This window comes from Paraburkholderia sp. GAS333, from assembly GCF_050435665.1.
Taxonomy (GTDB): domain Bacteria; phylum Pseudomonadota; class Gammaproteobacteria; order Burkholderiales; family Burkholderiaceae; genus Paraburkholderia; species Paraburkholderia fungorum_A.
On sequence record NZ_JBNDKS010000011.1, the window covers coordinates 13,567 to 32,534 of the forward strand.

The following is an 18,968-nucleotide window of genomic DNA, read 5'->3' on the forward strand; positions in this document are numbered from 1 at the left end:
GGGATAGGCGGCGCAATAGCGCGTCGCCTGATCCGCGTATTGAATCATCGGCCCGACGAATTAGTTGCTGATAAAGCGCATGCCATGTGCGCCAGACAGACCCTTGATCACCGTCGTGTAAACACCGGTCGAGTAATTCAGCGCGAGGATCGAGTCGGTCGAACTGCTGGACGTGCTGTAAGCCTGATTCACAGGAAACGAACTGTTCGTGTAGTCGACGCGGTAGATCAGGCTCGACGCTGTATTGTCGGTGAAGAGCATGAACGACTTGCCGCCCGACGGCGCAAACCGCGTGTCGTCGACTTTAACGGGCGTGCCGTTCAGCGTGCGATCCAGAACAGCCGCCTTCTGCGATGTCGTGCCGAGATTGCTGACGATCACCACGTTGTGACCATTCTGATCGTCGAGCAGAACGTTGCCGGACGGATCGAGCGAAAGCGAGTCCGGATCCAGTACGTTCAAGGTGCGCGGCAAGCCGGTAATCCTGTCGGTGGCAGCTCCGTTACCCATCAGGGTATAGGCCGGTGCCGTCGTTGTGGCCGAATCCCCGGCCAGATCGAAATGCTTACCGTCCGGATCGATGCTGAGTTTCGCAAGAACCGGAAACGGATTGGAGTTCGCGCCCGGCGGCGTCAGTTTGCTCGCAGCCGTCTTGAACTCGCCGGATAGCGTTGCGTACACCTCGCCGTTGACGATCACCATATCGTCGAGACCGCCAGTTCCTGCCACGCCGCCGGACTGAGGCATCAAAGCCTTGTTGTACGTGTAAGCGGAAACGTTGCCTGTCGAAATCCTGATCACGGAAACAATCGGGTTGCCGTCTTCGTTCGACGACGCCCACAACGTGTCTGCGTCCACGCTCAACAGCCCATCGCAATGACCGGGCACCGAAAAGCTTTTCAGGACATTCCCGCTGAGATCGTACTGAATGACCTCGCCGGTGGTTTTACCGGACGCAACCGGCTTGCCGCCCGGATCCTGGTCGTCCTGATAGGCGACGAAGACACTCTTTCCGTCTGCGGCGACAACGATGTCGTCAGGCAGCGTCGATGCGGAAGGGCCGCGCGCAAAAACAGAAATGGTGTATCCAGACTGGACGGCCGCGACGCCTGCCGGCAAGGGAATAGCGGACGAATTGACACTGTTTCCACCGCCGCATGCGCTCAGCAACGCCGCAACCGCACCAGCCGACAGGATAAGTTTGATCTTTCGCATCACTACTCCTTTTTTACAGTTAATAGAAAGCCACCGATCGAAATTAATCGGAAAATTTTTCGGAACTGTTTTTAAAAAAACTACTGATCTTGTAATTTGAAAACTGATCTGGCGAACCTTAATTACAAGACATTACAAATGCGTGAAATCAAATCAGATGCTTATTTCATTCTAAAAACAATAACGATTAAATCTTCTACGGTCCCGATAACACGAAACAGATTATGAAACCCTTAAGAGATAAAATCGGAACGACGCCTGCCCACGGCCTTATCGGCGCGCGAATCAGTGGAGCAACAATGACTGTATAAATCGATAAGCCGCTCAGATTTTCTTAAGCTTCAACTGATATTGTTATTGATCGATCGACTTTATCCGCCATCGACCTGTTTCCCCCAATTCGTAATATTTGACAAACAGGTCGAAATCACAGAATGAAGACTATCTTCGAAACTTCGCTTATCGGCGCGTCACTGCTTTTCGCCACTTATGCGAACGCCGGGTTATTAAAAACCACGTCTCCTGACGTCGATTCGGTGATTTACGCACAACGCGTTGTGGATCAGATTGTCGCCAGTCATCCCGGCATCACGGACGTAATCCTCCACGTCACTCCACCCGGACAGACGGAGAACCTGGCGATTGCTTCGTACTCGGCCAGCGAGCGCGGAAAGGCATCTGGAGACGACGATCTCGGTGTCATTCGAACCGGAAAATCGCTTGTGGAAGTTCAGAAGGACGGCGTTCGCATTGGCGTGCTCGTGCCGCTGATGGACAATCAAAAGAATACGATCGGCGCACTCGGCATCGTCTACGCCTATCATCGTGGCGAATCGGAACAGACTTTCGTGTTGCAATCAATGGGAATTCGCAACGCTATCGCCAGACACATCAAGTCGCGAGACGCGTTGTTCGCCCATAGCGGGCCGGCCATCTCCAGGTAACAGATATAACAGCCGCGGGCGGGTTGCAAAGAGCAATGTGACTCCGGTATGTGCTCTACGATTCCTCTACAAAAGCCGCCGCCTGGAGGTTTATCAGCGGCAACGCGAGCGGTCGCGCATTAGGTTAGAAGGTATGGATTGGGCCAGGCTAGCGCAGTAACAAACATGCACTGCGGGGCGCCTCGTTTCAAGAGCACAATGCCGCCTCGAGGCTCAGGCCAAGGCCTTGGTCCGCGCTGTGTTCGCACCGCTGCCATCAATCTGCAGCCACTGCCTCTAGTTAGTCCTCTTCAATACCGTTAGTCCTCTTCAATACCGCGACCCGCGAACTCACGATGTGCTCGCATTCTTTTCGCAACGGCTATTGGCTAGACGAAGCCCTCTATATCAGCGATGCCTCAGTTTCGACATATAGCGAATATGAAGAGAGCCTTAACAGGACCTCCAATAGATCAAATAACAATTCTGTAATCCACTGGACGGTTTTGGGTAACGAACCAATCGCTATGCTGGGTGCTATCTCCTCGCGCCTAACCATACGTAGCAAATAGTCCCGGCCGCGCAGGCAATGTGTCGTCACAGATGGAGTTCGGTCAACTATGCACTTTTGCCGTTTCAAGCCACTATCTCCCAGCAGAAATTGGGTCTGGCATCGGAGCGCCTCATGAACCAGTTAGCGTCGATCCGAATTTTCGCGAGATTAGCCGAGTGCCTGAACTTCGCCGAAGCAGCCCGTCAATTGGGCATTTCGAATTCGGTTGTGACGCGCAGTCTCGCCTCGCTCGAAGATCACCTCGGTGTTCGACTGGTCAACCGCACCACGCGGCACGTCTCGCTGACCGACACAGGTCAGCAGTATTGGGAACACGCCACCGAACTGCTCAAGCAACTCGACGCGATGGACAAGTGCATTGCATCCGCCGTGCAGCAGCCAGGCGGCTCGCTTCGTATTGCCGCCGCGTCTTCGTATGCGAGCACCGATCTGCTCGATCTGCTGGCGACCTATCGGGCCCGCGAGCCTGGGATGCGTTTCGATCTCAACGTATTCGAGAATCTCAACGATGTCGCAGTCGGCGAGTTCGATGTGTGTTTCAGCGCGGAACGTCGCCTGCGCGATTCTTCGCTGGTGTGCAGACCGCTCATGCACACGCGCGATGTGATCGTAGCCAGTGCGGACTATCTGGCGAGACACGGCGCGCCAGACACGCCTGAAGAACTGGCCTCTCACGATGTGTTGATCGCAGCAGATTCTCCCGGCCGGTACTGGGAGTTCCGCGACACACACGGTACGCGGCGCGTCGTGGTGCAGCCCATCATGAACGCGCAGAGTCCCGAGGTCGTCAAGCGCGCGGTCAAGGCGGGGCTCGGCATCGCGCGGCTGTCGCGTTCGTTCGTGCGTCATGAACTGGAAAGCGGCGTCCTCCAGGTTCTGCTCGGCGACGCCAACCTTTGCGACGACGAACGCACGGTCTGGCTGCTGTATTCCGGGCAGCCGCATATGCCAATCGCGTTGCGCCATTTCGTCGACTTCGCGGTGGCGCAATATCGCGATCGCGCACACCAACGCAAGGAGCCGAATGAACTGGACGTAGGTGCCGTACAACACCCATCGAGCAATACTGAATTGCTACGGAGCAGGATTTTGTAGGTCCTAAAGTGCGGGCATCTGACGCCGGACATGCGCTGGGCGCAACCGGGATACCGGCGCAGAGAGCCCAACCACAAGGACTTGCATCGATGAAAAAGCTTCTGATTACCGCAGCCGCGAATACAGTTATCGGTTGTTCTCTGGCTCCCGTTGCAGCAATGGCGCAGACAAGTGTCACGCTCTATGGCTTGATCGACGAAGGTCTGAATTACACCAACAATACCGGCGGTCACTCGAATGTGCAGATGGAAAGTGGCTTTACGCAAGGTAGCCGCTGGGGACTTAAAGGCTCGGAAGATCTTGGCGCAGGCACCAGGGCAGTGTTCCAGCTGGAGAACGGCTTCGACGTGAACTCCGGCAAGCTCGGACAGGGCGGACGGATGTTCGGACGTCAGGCGTTCGTCGGCCTCAGTTCGGATCAGTTCGGTACATTGACGATGGGTCGTCAGTACGACTCTGTCGTCGACTATCTTGCACCGCTCACAGCGAATGGAAACTGGGCCGGCTATCTGATGTCGCATCCGTACGATAACGACAACACCGATAACTCGTTTCGCCTGAACAACAGCGTCAAATACACAAGCAACACCTATGGCGGTGTGACATTCGGCGGCCTGTACGGATTCAGCAATCAGGCTGGGGGATTCGCGAACAATCGTTCTTACAGCCTGGGCGCGCAGTATGTTGGCTCCGCGTTGACAGTGGCGGCGGCCTATATGCAGATCAACAATCCAGGAGGCACCACGGGCGGCTCGCTCGCCACCGACGACACCAATTTTCTCGCCAGCCGTCAGCAGGTGTGGGGCGCGGGGATCAACTACACAATCGGATCGGCATTGTTGGGGTTCGTTTATAGCCACACGAGCCTGAACGACGCGACCGGCTCCGTCTATGTCGGCAGCTTCGCGAACACCGCCAGCAGCCTCAAATTCGACAACTTCGAAATCAACGCGAAGTATCAGTTCACCAAGGCGGCGTTTGTCGGAGCTATGTATAACTATACGATCGCTCACTTCAACAGTAGCGCAGGCGATTCGAAGCCTAAATACCAACAGTTCGGGTTGATGGCGGACTACAACCTGTCGGTGCGAACGGACGTGTATGTTCAGGGCTTGTATCAGCACGCGTCGGGTGGCGGGCAGGTAGCCGCGCCGCTGAATACCGCCTACATCACGGGCGCAGATGCGCCGTCGTCGAGCGCGAATCAGGTGCTCGCACGCATTGGTATCCGGCACAAGTTTTAAACGACGCACGTTTCGAGGCCATTTGGTAATGCATGCCCAATGGCCTCACCTGTTCGAATGTATTCGGATTGTGCGGATTCGAAAAGAGATGTCGCGGTTCGACGCGAAGCCGCCCTGCCGGATGACAAAACCGTAATCAACGGGTCAGGGCGTGGACAGGTGAACTGGCCAGAATAGGAAGCGTGGTTCAGGCCACTTATCTTTCCTACTTCTGGAGTCAAATCATGAAACTGCTTACCGCTCTCGCCGTCGCTGCGCTCAGCCTGCCATTCGGCGCAACCGCTTTTGCCCAGTCCAACCCGTCAGGGCTCACGCATGCTCAGGTGATCGAACAATTGAAGCAGGCGCAGGCTGAAGGTCTAGTGCCGACACGCAGTAACGACTACCCGCCATCAGCGACCACCGTTGCACGCAACCGCGAACTCTACGCCATCCAGCATGGCACAGACGGGGCGACGACGCGCACGGCAGCCGTCAGCGAGTCGCAGGATGTGGCGGCGTCGAACTGATGCCGGGAGTTCAGGTTGAGCCACGTTGCGCCACCTGGTTGGACACCTACTCGTTCCATCACCAGGTACGGCAAAGTGGCGCTTCGGCTCGAATCTGTCACGGGGCCTTCAACAGCATGAAGCGAGTTGGTGGTCTGTCATGTGCGCGGCCGATAACACGGCCGAGCCATCGCTCGCCCGGGAGCGAACCTGCACAACGTGCCGATCCGTTTCAGGAACAGAGCGCCAGGCACTGAGGTAATGTTGCAAAAGCCGGACGAAGCCTGAAGCATAATGAAATCGCGCAACCCGGCGCGTTATCGCCGATCGTGATGCTCGCGCCGTGAACACGTACGACCGCTGCCACGAGACTCAAGCCAAGGCCGTGCCCCGATGTGGTCTGCGTCGTGCTGGCACCGCTGCGGTAAAACGGCCTCAACACCGCCTCTCGTTCCCCCTCTTCGATACCGGGGCCCGTGTCATTCACCTGGAGCAGCGCGAACTCGTCGGCCTGCTGCACGGAGAGCGTGATCTCGCCGCCTCGCGGCGTGAACTTCAACGCATTGTCCAGCAGATTTTCGACCGCGCCAAACAGCAGGTCGACATCGCCGATCACCGCGACCTGTGCCGACGCGTGCAGTGTCATCGTCAAACCACGCTCCTGGGCAAGCGGTTCGTACAGTTCGACGACATCGCGCAATACCTGATCGAGCGACACCGCCGCGAAGCTCGCCTGAAGGCCGTCTGCCTCGATCTCCGCGATCCTCAGTAAGGCCGTGAAGCGGTTGAGCACCACGTCCGATTGCGCAATCGCGTTATCGAGCGCCAACGCGTAGTCCCCGGTGGTGCGCGCACGTCTGCCCGCGCGTTCGAGGCCTGCTCGTAACTGGGTCATCGGCGTTCGCAAGTCATGTGCAATACCCGCACATACGCCGCGCACTTCCTGAACCAACCGTTCGATCTCGTCGAGCATCGTGTTGACGATCGACGCCAGCCGGTCGAGATCGTCGCTCGTGCCGCGCGTCGGCAGGCGCCGGTCGAGCTTGCCCGCCATGATCTCGCGACTGGCCTCGCCGAGCGCACGAATGCGGCGATTCGAAATGCGATTGAGCGCAAAGCCGCACGCGATCGCCAGCAGAATGGTCAGCAGCATGCCTGCACACAGGGTCTTCACCAGCGTGCGGTCGAACTCCATAATTTCGTCGATGGAATGCCCGACCACGATGCGCACGCCGCCGGTAGTGGGCACGATGATGCCGCGATAATGGCCCTCGGTAGTCCGGCCGCCGCCCTTGAAAGTCTGCGTGTAATTGAACGGCCGACGATCCGGCTCGTTCGGCAGACGCGGGACATTGCCCGCCAGCCATGTGCGGTCCGCATCGAAAACACCGTACGGGCGGCTGCTGGCAATATCGCGACGGCTCAGTGCAGCGATGCTGGCGATCGCTTCGGTGCGGCCGATCGAATGGAATTCGCCGACCTCGCCGCGCAGACGCTCGTCGACTTCGTGCAGCAGATAGCCGCTGGTCAGCCAGTAAAGCAGCGCGAATAACGCCACCGCCGAACTGACGAAGATCGCCAGCAGCCAGCCTACGCTGCCTGCATTCACGCGTGAGGTCGAACTAGCTGTCGGCATGGATGATGTAACCCGCGTTGCGGACCGTCACGATCATGGGCGGAAGGCGCCCATTGCAACTCACCTTGCGGCGCAAATTGGAAATGTGCATATCGACCACGTTGGTCTGCGCATTGAAATGGTAATTCCAGACCGACTCGAACAACATGGCGCGCGTGACCACCTGCCCCGCGTGCCGCATCAGAAATTCGAGCAACGCAAATTCACGCGGCTGCAGTTCGAGCGCCTCGCCGCCGCGCTGCACATCGTGCGTGACGGGGTCGAGCGTCAGTTCGCCAACACGCAGCAGCGATGGCCCCGTCACCGACGAATGCCTGCGTAACAGTGCGTTCAGTCGCGCGGTCAACTCCAGCCCGTCGAATGGCTTGGTGACGTAGTCGTCGCCTCCCGCACGCAGTCCGCGCACGCGCTCGTCGACCGCGGCCAGCGCGCTGAGAATCAGCACCGGGGTCCGCTTGCCGACGTTGCGCAAGGTCGCCAGAATCGAGAGGCCGTCGAGGTCCGGCAACATGCGGTCCAGCACCACGACGTCGAAGTCGCCGTTCAGTGCACGCAGCAAACCGCTGTGACCGGTCGCCACGCATTCGGATTCGAAACCGTAGTCTTCGAGCGCCGCCGCGATTTCGAGCGCGACATGCTGGTCGTCTTCGACGACCAGCACGCGTGGCGTACTCCCGCACAGCCGCGGGACGGCCTTGTCACTTGCCAAGTGGATGAGTTCCCCGTTGATCCTGAGTCAATTGCCGCAGCGGCGTCCACGTCGCGGCGGGCAACACCGGCGTACCTTCCTGCGCGACCGCCTGTAACGCGTCAGGCGGCACGCCGAGCGCAGCCAGGATGGTCGGTGCGACCTGAGTCGTCGACACCGGATACGTCACGCGGCGGCCGGCGTCGGCGAGATGCGGATTGGCGAGCAGCAGCGCGACCGCCGTATCGTCGTTATGAAAGCCGCCGTGTTCGGCCAGCTTGCCATCTTTTGGCGGCGTGAATATGACACCGTCGCGCGACACCACCACAATGTCCGGCGTGCGGCTGTCCTGCGCGGGCGCCGGAAAGCGCTGCGCGAGACGCTCGCCGCTGAGCACGTCGGCGATACCGAGCGCGTTCGCCCGGGCCTTCAGCGCGGCGCTGACGCGTTGAGTCGCCGAGGCATCGTGCAGCCAGATCAGTGCGCCGTGATCAGTAGTGAGTTGCGCGAGCGCGCCCGGTGCGGCGTCGTCGATCACTTTTTGCAAGCGCCGCTCGTCGACCTTATCCAGACGCGCGGTATCGATCGGACCGTTGCCGTGTTTGGCCGTCACGATCACCAGCGTGCCGTCGCGAAGATGCTGCCGGTCCAGTTCGCCGACGAATTGCCCGATCAGTTGATCCACATGGCCGATCGCACGATCGACTCCCGCCGTCAGGCTACCGTCGGCGTCGCGATAGCCGTAGAGCTTTTGCGCGACGTTCACCGCCTGCAGGTTCAGCCCGAACACATTCGGCACGGCGGCGGAGCGACTACCGTCGTGCGTCTTGCCGTCGATCTGGTTGAGAACGGCACGCGCCTTCATTTCGTCATACGCCTCCGTCTTGCCGAGCGAACCGGTGATCGCGCTGCTCGACACGTTAGTCAGGCCTTCGTAGTTCGCGCCGATCTCCGGCAGGAAAAGATCCTCGACGCCCTGCCCCGATGGTCCTTCGACCAGTTCGTAAGTCGGGTGCTTGTCGGTCCACGCGGTGTAGCCGCCCGCGTCGCGCACCGCTTCGAAGATCGTGTTCACGCGAAGGTAAGCGTGCGGATAAACCGGTACGCAACCGCGTTGAGGGTCGCGCGGCAGTTTGGCGGGATCGATGATGTCGTGGCCGTCCGCGCCCATCTTGTCGAGCGATTCGTCGTAGCGAACCCGCGTGCCGAGGCGGCTGCAATCGCTGCCGGGTGCGGCGAGCGCGCGGTCGTAGGAGTCGTCGTAGTAGACGCCGGTGACGGCGGGCGTGCCACCCGTGACCAGCGCCAGCAGACCGGGAAATGAGTCGGCGGGCTCGACGGTATGAGCGTTGGTGTAATCGACGCCCTGCTTCGAGAGATTCGCCAGCGTGCTGTCGGGATGCGCTGCGATGAAGTTGGCGAGATCGCCGGAATGCAGGCCATCCACGCTGATCAGCAGAACGTGCTGCACGGGTGCGTCAGACGGCAGCGTGGCGGCGGCGCTCGCCACGCGCGCAATCGATAGAGTGGACAACAGCACGGCGGCCGTAAGGGCGGAATAAATCGGTTTCATTCGGTCTCGTTTAGATTGAAAGTGACCCACAGTTGTTCGGATAAGGTTTTTCCTGCGAACGCGGCGTCCGGCTTCGGATACGCGGCGTCGCACACCGCCGCGAGTGCTGCGCGGTCGAGCAGGCCGATGCCGCTGGAACCGACCACGCGTACATTCGACACCACGCCGTCGCGGTAATCGAAGGCCACGCGGGTGCGGCCTGCCATGCCGCTCATGCGGGCGGATTCGGGGTAATTCAGCGCTGCCTGAATCGCTGCGCGCAGCGCGCCCTCGAAGCTGGCGTTCGGTCTCGCGGGTGGCTGCACGGCGGGCGTCGGCGGCGGTGCGGGTGCAGGTGCGGGCGATGGCGATGGCGGCGTGACCGGCAGTTGCGGCTCGGTCGGCGTCATCGACTGAGCCACGCGCGGCGGCGTTGCCGGTTGCGGTGAGACTCTGGGCGATGCCGCCGCAAGTCGCGCGCGCGGTGCGATTGCATGCGTGACGTGAGGCGCGGCAGCCACCGGACGCTCAACAGGCTTCGGCTCTGGCGCAGGAGTGGGCGCAGGAGCGGGCGCGGTCACTGGAGCCGGTGCAGGCGCCGCAACGAGCGACAACACTGTCGGCGGCGGCTCGATCGGCACAACCTGCCGATGCGTCGCCATCAGATAAGCACCACCAAGCACACCTGCCTCGACGACCAGCGCGAGCGCCGCCGCGAGATAGAGCCGCTGTCGCTCCGGCACGCTGACACGAGCGGGAATCGTTGCCATTTCATTTCGCCGAAGGTTGGGCGGCCAGCGCGATCTGCGATACCCCCGCCGCGCGGCAGGCGTCCATCACGGCGACCAGCTTCTGGATCTGCGCGACTTTCGAGCCCGCAATCGTGACCGACGTATGCGCGACATCCGCACGCGCCGCCAGCATCGCCGTCAGTGCGCTCGCGCTCAGTACCTTGCCGTCGACCGACATCGCGCCGTCGTCGTCGAGCGTGACCATCACCTGCGCGGGTGGCAGCGCCTGAGTCGACGCGCTCGACGGCAATTGCGTTCTCAGACCGGCGTTCGGAATCATGTGCAACGTGATCATGATGAAGAACACCAGCAGGAAGAACATGATGTCGATCATCGGAATGATCTCGATGCGTGCCTTGCGCACTTCGAAATACTTCATGCTCACGCCCCCTGCGACGCGAACTGGCCCGACACCGTGCGCGGCGTGTCACGCTCCACTTTCGCAGGCTCCTGCGTGTGCCGCGCCATGCGGTTGACGAGCGCCGCCTTCAGGGTTTCCAGTTGATGCACGACAGCCCGGACGCGGTTATGCAGTCCATTGAAAAACACCAGCCCTACCATCGCGACGAACAGCCCCGAGGCGGTCGCAATCAACGCTTCAGCGACGCCGCCAGTAACCTGGGTCGGCGCATTACCCGGATTCGACAGCACCTGAAACGCGTTGAACATGCCGATGATCGTGCCGAACAGACCCAGCAGCGGCGCGAGCGTCACGATCGTGTCGAGCACCCACAGAAAGCGGTCGATACGCGGCGCCTGCCGCATGATGACCTCGTTGAAGCGGGCGTCGAGTTCGTCACGATCCTGGCTGTTCTGCAAGCGCGTAGCGGCTGCGAACAGCTGTGCGGCAGGCAGGTCCTGGTAGTCGCGCGTCAGTCGGGCCAGCGTCGCGGCGTCGAGATGATCGATTCGATCGATCTGATCGAGCGCGGCATGACCCGACGAGGCCACACGCTGCAAAAACCAGAAGCGTTCAGCGATGACCGTCAGCGCGACGAACAGCATCGCGGCGATCACATAGAGCACGCCGCCCGAATCGTTGGCGAGATGCAGCAGGTTGTCGGTATTCATGAATTCGTCTCCAGTTAAAAGTCGGTGGACAGCGACGCGACAAACGCGCGGCCCGGAATCGTCCAGTACAAAGGTGTGTTGTCGGCGGCGGTGTAGCCCGCCAGTCCGTTGATGCTGGTGCGGTTGAACAGGTTGTCGATTTCGAAGCCGATGCGCGTGTTGTGCATCCACGGTGTCGGGCTTTTGATCGTGTAGGCGGTGGACAGGTTGGTGACCGCGAAGCCGCCGAGCGGCTGTGTGTCGCCGGTATCGCCGAACTGGTGGCCGACGAACTTGGTGATCAGCGAACCGTACAGCGGCCCGCGTTCATAGAGCACGCCCAACGCGGCGGTCGATTGAGGCGCGTTCGGCATCCACGAATTGGTCTCTTTCTGCTTCGCCGAATTGAAGGTCAGGTTGCCGTAGAAGCTGAAACCGAGACCGGCGTAAAAGGTCGCTTCCGTTTCGACGCCCTTGTACACCGCGCCGCCCGCGTTCGTGAACACTGTGTTGCCGCCCACGGTACGGCTCGTCACTGCATTGCGGAAGTTGATGTAGTAAATATCCGCCGACACCGTGAGCCGGTCGCTCTTATACGTCGTGCCGAGCTGATAGTTATCGGTCTGCTCGGGATCGGGCTGACCCGATACGGACGGGTCCTGCACATAGAACACGTTCAGGTTCGGCGCGAGAAAACCTTGCGCGTACTGGAGATACGCACTCCAGTTCGAATTGATCTGCTCATGCAAGGTCAGCGACGGCAGCACCTTGGTCCACGTGTGGCTGAAATCCGCCGCGACACCCGAACCCTGGTTGATCGGCGAATCGATACTGCGATTGAACGACACATACTTCACGCCAGGCGTGAGCGTCAATCCGTGCCCCAGTTGCCACTCGTACTGGATGAACGGTTCGAACGTGAGGAACGTGTCGTGCATCGAGTAATTGGTCTGCTCGTAGGCAAAGTTCAGCGAGCTGTCCACGTTGAATTTGTCGCGGAAATTCGACTGATGCGTGAGCCACGCGCCGAGCTGCAATTTCCCGGGGCCGAGTTGCCGCTGTGCATCGATCACGTCGCCGAATGCACGATAGTTGTTGGCCATTTGCTGGCCCGGCACGTTGTCCGGTCCGAACGACGTACCGTTGGGGGTTTCGCCGTTCGGGTCGAGTCCGTTGAAGCCGTCGTGATAATAAGCGTACGTGTACAGCTTATTCTCGATCTTCCAGTCCGCAAGACTCGTTTTCAGGCCGATATATTCGAAGTCCGTATTGATCCGGTCGAAGTTGTAACCGTAATACGACTGACTCGACGGATCGCTATTGAGACCAAAATCTGGCCCGAACTGGCGGATCTGAGCCGCAGTCGCACCCAAGGACACGTTCTGGTGAATACGCGTGTAATCGGCATACAGCGTAAGCAGCGTGTTATCGCCGATCGGCTTGTCCAGTTTGAAGAAGAAGCTGTCGCGGCGCTGTGCCGAGTTGGTCAGATAGCCGTCACTGCCCACGTGGTTATAGCCGACCACTGCGCGCGCGTCACCCCATTGTTGCAGGTCGCCGGTGTTGAATTCGGCCCCGCTCGTCCATGTATTGAAACTGCCGTATGAACCGAACACGGAGAACTTCGGCGTCAGCGAGGGTTCTACCGACTGCACGGCAATCGTGCCGCCGAACGTTGCGAAGCCGATTTGCGACGCGTCGCCCGGACCGCGATCCACCGCAATGGAGCCGATATTTCGCGACGAAAAGAATGAGGTCGAGTGGTGCGTGAAGTCGTTCGAATCGCCAAACGGGATGCCGTCGAACGTGACGTTATATTGACCGTCCTGAAAGCCGCGAATCGACAGGCTTTGTGATTCCATCAACCCCGCGCCGTTCGGATTGATGCCCGATACGCTCGGCGCAATCTGGATGATGTCACTGTAGTTCGATGCCGGCGTGGTGCTGTTCTCGATGTAGTGGCGGCTGATGATCGACTTCGGCTCGGTCGCGCTCAACGAACCCTGAGAAGGCGCTTGAGCCGGAGCCGACTGCACGTTGTTGCCGGTGCTCGCGGCAGCGTTGCCCGTTGTTGTCGCCGTGCTTTGTACAGAGCCGAGATCGCCTTGAGCCTGTGCGAAAGAAAGCTGTGCGCCAGTCGCACAGAGCGAAGCCAGAACAAATTGCGTAATCGGTTTTTTTCGGAAATTCGACCTGACCCGTAGCATTTATTTGCGTCCTCGATTGAATGACAGTAGTGCGATCAACGAATGAGGACATGCTAGAGACAGGGCGTTAATTGGTCGTGATGTCTAGCTTACGAAGTTAATTAAAGAAGACGAAGTACTGCAGTCGACTATGTAGAACGTTTTTTTTAAAAATCGACAGCATAAATTCCTGAAGGAAACCTTAAGTCCAGGTCTCTGATTCAGATTAAAACCAAAATTTAGCTTAGTAATGTTTGGTTCATGCGACCGTCTCGTCTGCTTTGTATTGTCCACAACGCACTTCCTTACCGCCCATTTCTTCAGGCAGACAATATCAATGCAAACCACGCTCCGTCTTTTGCCGATTGCAGCCGTCGTTTCCTTCCTGGCCGCATGCGGTGGATCGAACCACTCGTCTACGCCCGCCAGCACCTCAGCGCCCACACCCGCTTCCTCTACCACGCCTGCCACATCGACTAGCGCCTATAGCGCCGGCAATCTGCTGGTTGCACGCACCGCCTACGATCCGGCCTTCTCGGTGACAGGAACGCTGCCGTATAACGCCACGCCGACCACCACCAACGCCGCGCCGATCAGCGCCGTCTCGCCCGGCACGTTCCCGAACGTCTTCACCAACGACGCGAACGATGCGAACTTCGGCGTCACCTCGGAGGCTTATATCGACCAGTGGGCGCCCGGCGCGAGTGCTGCGGCTCAAACGCTCGATATCACGGCCCAAGCCGCGAAGAATGGCGCGAAGTTCGCGACCAGCTTCGCGTCGAAATCGGAGTTGGCGCTGAATATATCGCTCGACAGCAAATCGGTGACCTTCGTCGGCTACAACACGTCGCCCGATCAACTCGACATTTCGAACTCGAATACGCCTGGCGTGATCGACACGACGAATACCGACGTTGCCGCACCTACGTATCGCACCGTCGCCCAGCTCAACTTCGCCGACAGCAGCCTGTCGTTCACCAACACGAATGCGTATGCGGGCAATAACGGCCGGTCGGCGGTACTCGCTAACGGCATGTACTACATTGTCGGCAATGCGGGGAACTCGGGCAAAAGTCCCAAGCCGACGACCGCCATACTCGACATGCTGTCCATGTCGAGCGGCGTTCAAAGCATCGCGGCAGGCAGCAGTTGCGCGTTCACCCAGGTCATCGGCGCATTCCAGTCCGGCACGGGCACCGGCACTTACGCGACCGCGCCCGCAGGCACCGCCTGCTCGCTGGCGACGATGGGCACGATCACCAATGGCAGTTCGACCGGCGACCAGTTCGGCTTCACGATCGCCAGCCTCGCGACGACCCCCGCGACGGCAGCGGACAAGACCGGCAAGGACGCCAACTTCCGCGGTCTTTACGTTGGGCCGGACGGCACGGTCTACACGTCGAAGGGCAGCGGCGGCAACGGCGTGAACACGGTGTATCAGGTAGGTGCGACGGCCGCGCTGGCGAACGGCGGCCAACTGCCGCAGAACGCTGCGATTTCGATCCTGCCCGGCTTCACCACTGCACTGGCGACGAATCTGACCAACCTCACATCGCCGAGCCAGGTGACAGGAACCGTCTATCCGTTCGGTATGTGGATTCCAGCGTCGAACCCGTCGTTGATGTTCGTCGCCGACGAAGGCGACGGCGTTGCCGGCGATCAGGTGTCGGGCAGCGGCGGCCTGTGGATCTATCAGAAGACCGGCACGACGTGGGCGCCGATTGCACACCTCACGGCCGGCCTCAATCTGGGCACTGCCTATCCGATCACGGATACGACCGGCGTGTATGGCGTGAAGGGCGCGAGCTACACCACGACTACGGACGGCCTTCGCGATATCACCGGGCAGGTCAACAGCGATGGTTCGTTCACGATCTACGCGACGACTTCCACGATCGGATCTAGCCTGGGTAGCGCGTTCGATGCGGGTGCGGAGTCCAATCAGCTCGTGAAGATCACGTTGAACGTCACGGGTTCGACGGCGGCTTCGGCAACTGGATTCACGTTGATGCAAACTGCGCCATATGGTCAGGCTCTGCGCGGCGTTGCGATGGTTCCGAAGTCTTAAGCTTGAGTTGGTATTGAACTACAGCAGTGGACAGGCCAGAGTTGTCCACTGCTTTCTCTATAGCGTCCCGGCCCGCGCCGAAACTCGTTGAATCTTCTCCGTCTGCAACAGCTGTCGGCGCCCACAATTAGCGGGAGCAGCGCAGTTGGTAACTTACATTTCGAGCTGGCAACTTCCGCTCCAACACGTGCCAATAATTCGAGGATGGCGTCAGTCATCGAGCCGAGGCTGTTGGAAGCGACTTTCACGCAAGTCTAACTTTTCTACTGGCTGGCCCCGCAAGTTCAAAGGCAGGTAGCGTATCAGTGTCACCTGGGCCGACCTCTGCCTGACGGCAATCAGTGATAGATCCGGGCCACTTTCACAGATAGACGATCTGTGCAGTCAGTCGATCTCAACCTCCGCCTCGCATTCAACAGGAACGCCCAGAGGCAACACCATGCCGACTGCGGAGCGAGCGTGCGTCCCGACGTCGGTGCCGAATAGCTCAACAATGAGATCGGAGAAGCCATTCGCGATCCGCGGCGTCTGGTCGAAACCCGGTGCGACATTGATCATCGCGAAAACGCGCAGCCAGGCTGTAATACGATCCAGGTCACCTAATGCTCTCTGGAGACTTGCCAGTTGGGCCAGCGCCACTAGTCGCGCAGCTGAATAACCTTCATCTGGAGAGACTTCGGCGCCGACTCTACCAAGGGGCTGCGCTATGGTCCCATCTGGACATAACGGCACATGCCCTGAAACAAACGCACGCTTCCCACTCACCCGTACCCACGCAAAAGGCAGTGACATACGCACCGATGCCGGCATCTGTAGTGGCTGCGGCAGGACCAAACCCATTGCCGCCAACTTCGCTTCGATTCTATCCATGGCCGACTCCTGATCCTGAACCGTCCGTCAACTCTCTCGATAAGACGTTCGAAAACCACTACCTATCCTGCAGCAAGCGTTTAGTAGCGCTCGGCTGAACTATCGAGCTTCCAGAAATCGCTTACCAGACCGGTCGAGCGGAATATCTCCATGGCTTGAGCCGGCGTCCATTTCTCCCAGTCCGAGTCGGCGTGGTGCGAATACCAGCGCTGAGCCAGATCCGCGAGTTGCGCAATCGGCATGACCTCACCCAATGGAAGCTGATGTCTTGCTGCCCAGTCGGCAACATCTTCTGGAGATCGGAATGGAAGAACGCGCGCGCAAAAGTGATGAACGTTGTTCCATGCGCTGCGCGGGGGTTCAGCAAAATGAACGAACAGTTCAGTTTGCAACGGAACCGAATCCACGACATCTATTTTTACTGACTCCGCTTCGCCTCCGATCTGGGTATGCACAGTCAGTCGTCCCTTAACAAGAGCCGCTATACCAAGTGCGCACCACATACACGGAGCCCACCATCCCTTCTTCCCCGCTTGCACCCAGGTGTGCGTAGGCGACGAAGTAAACGGATGAATCACCCAAACCTCGCATCGATCGGGATGGAGCACGAGGCCATGGGAAGCCTGAAGGCGCATTAGCCCAGCTTCGATGTCGCCGACGCTCACCCCAACCTTCGACGCCAGTTGCACGTTAGTCGGCGCGTGACCTTCTTCGATGAAAGTCGTAACGATATGGTGGTGAAGCAGCGAGTCGAATTGCAGCTGGCTCATGATTATTGCGGCGAATGCCGCTCAGGTGGAGGTCTTGAAAAAATGCTCCGTTTAGATAACAACGACCGCGAGGATGTTGCCAACGGCAACTCATGCGCGGGGTTGGATCCGTTCAGGCGGGCAGCCGGTTAGACGGGGCACGCATGCAATCGCTTCCGCTGTATTGTGGACTGTTTCCGGGGAATGACAAGGCGTTCGCGGAAGGAGTTGACCGTCGGATTCATCGTTCGAACTCCTTCTGAAGCTTGAACGGGAAATCGTCTAACGTTTTCGTTAAATCCCGACAAACAGGTAGCAGATCTTGTCTGGTGGCAACCTATACTTGTAGTGGCCTCGACTCCGGGCAGTCGTGTTCGCAATCGGCGAACTATCCGGCTCAAACCAGTTGCGATCAAGCTTTAGAAGAGAGCGATCGGCATACGTGGGTACACGCTATCTGCAGGTGAAACGAAACGTTTTCAATTTGGAATCCTGCGTTTTGTGGAGAACTCGGATGCAAAACGAACTACGTGCCGCGGTTGTGCAATCGGGATCGGTCGTCTTCGATGCCGACAGAACTATCGACAAAGTCGCGATGTTTGCCGCCGACGCGGCACGACAGAACACTCAGCTTGTCGTATTTCCCGAAGCATTCGTTTCGGCCTATCCAAAGGGTCTCGATTTCGGCTCGACAATTGGTGGAAGAACTGCTGCCGGGCGCGACGATTATCGCCGCTACTACGACAGTGCGATCGATATTCCAGGTCCCGGCACTCGCCGGTTGGGCGAGGTTGCCGCCGACCACAAACAGTACATCGTGATCGGTGTAATCGAGCGAGACCATGGCACGTTGTACTGCACAGCGTTGTTTTTTGGTCCGGACGGCGTGATGCTCGGCAAGCATCGAAAGCTGATGCCAACAGGTGGCGAGCGGCTGATCTGGGGCTTTGGCGATGGGTCGACCCTCCCGGTTTTCGACACGCCGTTCGGCAGGCTCGGTGCAGTCATTTGCTGGGAAAACTACATGCCATTAATGCGTATGGCTATGTACGCAAAGGGCGTCCAGATTTACTGCGCTCCCACTGCCGATAGCCGGCCGACGTGGGCTTCCTCCATGCAGCATGTTGCCCTGGAGGGGCGGTGCTTTGTGTTATCGGCCTGCCAGCATCTGCGCCGCTCGGATTGCCCAGTCGACTACGCCGCCATCCAGGGTAACGATCCTTCCACCGTCTTGATGAGCGGTGGAAGCTGCATAGTCGGCCCGCTTGGCCAATTCATTGCTGGCCCTCTCTTCGACCAGGATGCATTGCTCGTATCAGACCTGGACCTCAACGATCTTGCCCGGTCGAAGTACGATTTTGACGTCGCAGGTCACTACGCGCGCCCGGACGTCTTCTGTCTGCATGTCAACGAAGCGGCGATGCCGCCCGTGGTGTTCGAGAAAAACGGATTTGGCAAAGGCTCCTGATGATCAACGCGGGATTGAACGAATCGCCAATTCCGTTTGCGGTGCGCAACACGCCATCGCTCGACCGGTGCCAGGGTGCGGTATTCAATGGCTCCTGGAGGGAAATGGCCAGCGTCAGGCGGCCGATGAATGTGACGCTGGAAGGAGTGAACACTGTGATACCTGACGCGTCTCGCAACACAAAATACCCCGAAACGCTCCTTTCATTAAGCCAACCATCCAGTCTTAACGTGGAGATTTACACCGAAGGGATGCACAAACCTGCCTGAAAACTTGCCGGGTGCTAGTCAAGCGGGCAGAACCTTATTGGGGTTTTCGGTCCTTCTGTTCACCGACAATTGTCGCGCAAGCCCAACGCGCCGGGGATCATG

Annotated in this window: 16 protein-coding genes; 6 read left to right on the plus strand and 10 right to left on the minus strand. The window is 59.1% G+C overall.

Annotated elements, in window-relative coordinates:
- Positions 1 to 60: 60 nt before the first annotated feature.
- A complete protein-coding gene (locus tag ABH945_RS33455; protein ID WP_429253471.1) occupies positions 61 to 1,215 on the minus strand; it encodes a hypothetical protein in 1,155 nt (384 codons plus the stop codon).
- Between the two features lie 434 nt (positions 1,216 to 1,649).
- Here ABH945_RS33455 and ABH945_RS33460 point away from each other — a divergent pair, with 434 nt between their 5' ends.
- The 4 genes from ABH945_RS33460 to ABH945_RS33475 all read left to right on the plus strand — a co-directional run bounded on the left by ABH945_RS33460 (position 1,650) and on the right by ABH945_RS33475 (position 5,560).
- Positions 1,650 to 2,159, plus strand: coding sequence for a hypothetical protein (locus tag ABH945_RS33460; RefSeq protein ID WP_429253472.1), 510 nt, complete (start codon positions 1,650 to 1,652; stop codon positions 2,157 to 2,159).
- A gap of 664 nt (positions 2,160 to 2,823) precedes the next feature.
- Entirely contained in the window at positions 2,824 to 3,807 is a 984-nt protein-coding gene (locus tag ABH945_RS33465) for a LysR family transcriptional regulator (protein WP_429253473.1), read from the plus strand.
- An 89-nt stretch (positions 3,808 to 3,896) separates the two neighbouring features.
- The gene (locus ABH945_RS33470) at positions 3,897 to 5,051 is read left to right on the plus strand and encodes a porin (protein ID WP_074771620.1); all 1,155 of its coding nucleotides are present in this window, start codon (positions 3,897 to 3,899) and stop codon (positions 5,049 to 5,051) included.
- Between the two features lie 224 nt (positions 5,052 to 5,275).
- The gene (locus ABH945_RS33475; protein WP_429253474.1) at positions 5,276 to 5,560 is read left to right on the plus strand and encodes a DUF4148 domain-containing protein; all 285 of its coding nucleotides are present in this window, start codon (positions 5,276 to 5,278) and stop codon (positions 5,558 to 5,560) included.
- 211 nt (positions 5,561 to 5,771) lie between these two features.
- Here ABH945_RS33475 and ABH945_RS33480 read toward each other — a convergent pair whose 3' ends face one another.
- From ABH945_RS33480 to ABH945_RS33510, 7 genes are read right to left on the minus strand one after another with little or no spacing between them, the layout of a single operon-like run.
- Positions 5,772 to 7,175 carry a sensor histidine kinase gene (locus ABH945_RS33480; RefSeq protein WP_429253475.1) on the minus strand — a complete coding sequence of 468 codons (1,404 nt, stop codon included), beginning with the start codon at positions 7,173 to 7,175 and terminating at the stop codon, positions 5,772 to 5,774.
- Positions 7,162 to 7,884, minus strand: a complete 723-nt coding sequence (locus ABH945_RS33485; protein WP_429253476.1) for a response regulator transcription factor — start codon at positions 7,882 to 7,884, stop codon at positions 7,162 to 7,164. The genes ABH945_RS33480 and ABH945_RS33485 overlap by 14 nt, the downstream gene beginning before the upstream one ends.
- Positions 7,874 to 9,436, minus strand: a complete 1,563-nt coding sequence (locus tag ABH945_RS33490; RefSeq protein WP_074771624.1) for an alkaline phosphatase family protein — start codon at positions 9,434 to 9,436, stop codon at positions 7,874 to 7,876. The genes ABH945_RS33485 and ABH945_RS33490 overlap by 11 nt, the downstream gene beginning before the upstream one ends.
- A complete protein-coding gene (locus tag ABH945_RS33495) occupies positions 9,433 to 10,185 on the minus strand; it encodes a TonB family protein (RefSeq protein WP_429253477.1) in 753 nt (250 codons plus the stop codon). The genes ABH945_RS33490 and ABH945_RS33495 overlap by 4 nt, the downstream gene beginning before the upstream one ends.
- Before the next feature lies 1 nt (position 10,186).
- Entirely contained in the window at positions 10,187 to 10,585 is a 399-nt protein-coding gene (locus tag ABH945_RS33500) for an ExbD/TolR family protein (RefSeq protein ID WP_429253478.1), read from the minus strand.
- 2 nt (positions 10,586 to 10,587) lie between these two features.
- Complete coding sequence (locus tag ABH945_RS33505; protein ID WP_429253479.1) at positions 10,588 to 11,277, minus strand: MotA/TolQ/ExbB proton channel family protein; 690 nt, start codon at positions 11,275 to 11,277, stop codon at positions 10,588 to 10,590.
- A 14-nt stretch (positions 11,278 to 11,291) separates the two neighbouring features.
- Complete coding sequence (locus tag ABH945_RS33510) at positions 11,292 to 13,292, minus strand: TonB-dependent receptor (RefSeq protein ID WP_429253480.1); 2,001 nt, start codon at positions 13,290 to 13,292, stop codon at positions 11,292 to 11,294.
- A gap of 487 nt (positions 13,293 to 13,779) precedes the next feature.
- On the opposite strand from ABH945_RS33510, the gene ABH945_RS33515 reads away from it, so the two are divergent.
- Entirely contained in the window at positions 13,780 to 15,510 is a 1,731-nt protein-coding gene (locus ABH945_RS33515) for a hypothetical protein (RefSeq protein WP_429253481.1), read from the plus strand.
- Between the two features lie 384 nt (positions 15,511 to 15,894).
- Here ABH945_RS33515 and ABH945_RS33520 read toward each other — a convergent pair whose 3' ends face one another.
- Positions 15,895 to 16,380 (minus strand): RidA family protein, encoded by a 486-nt coding sequence (locus ABH945_RS33520; protein ID WP_429253482.1) that lies wholly within the window; start codon positions 16,378 to 16,380, stop codon positions 15,895 to 15,897.
- Between the two features lie 80 nt (positions 16,381 to 16,460).
- A complete protein-coding gene (gene merB, locus ABH945_RS33525) occupies positions 16,461 to 17,150 on the minus strand; it encodes an organomercurial lyase (RefSeq protein WP_429253483.1) in 690 nt (229 codons plus the stop codon).
- A 493-nt stretch (positions 17,151 to 17,643) separates the two neighbouring features.
- Here merB and ABH945_RS33530 point away from each other — a divergent pair, with 493 nt between their 5' ends.
- Positions 17,644 to 18,597 (plus strand): carbon-nitrogen hydrolase family protein, encoded by a 954-nt coding sequence (locus tag ABH945_RS33530; RefSeq protein ID WP_429253484.1) that lies wholly within the window; start codon positions 17,644 to 17,646, stop codon positions 18,595 to 18,597.
- Positions 18,598 to 18,968: the final 371 nt, after the last annotated feature.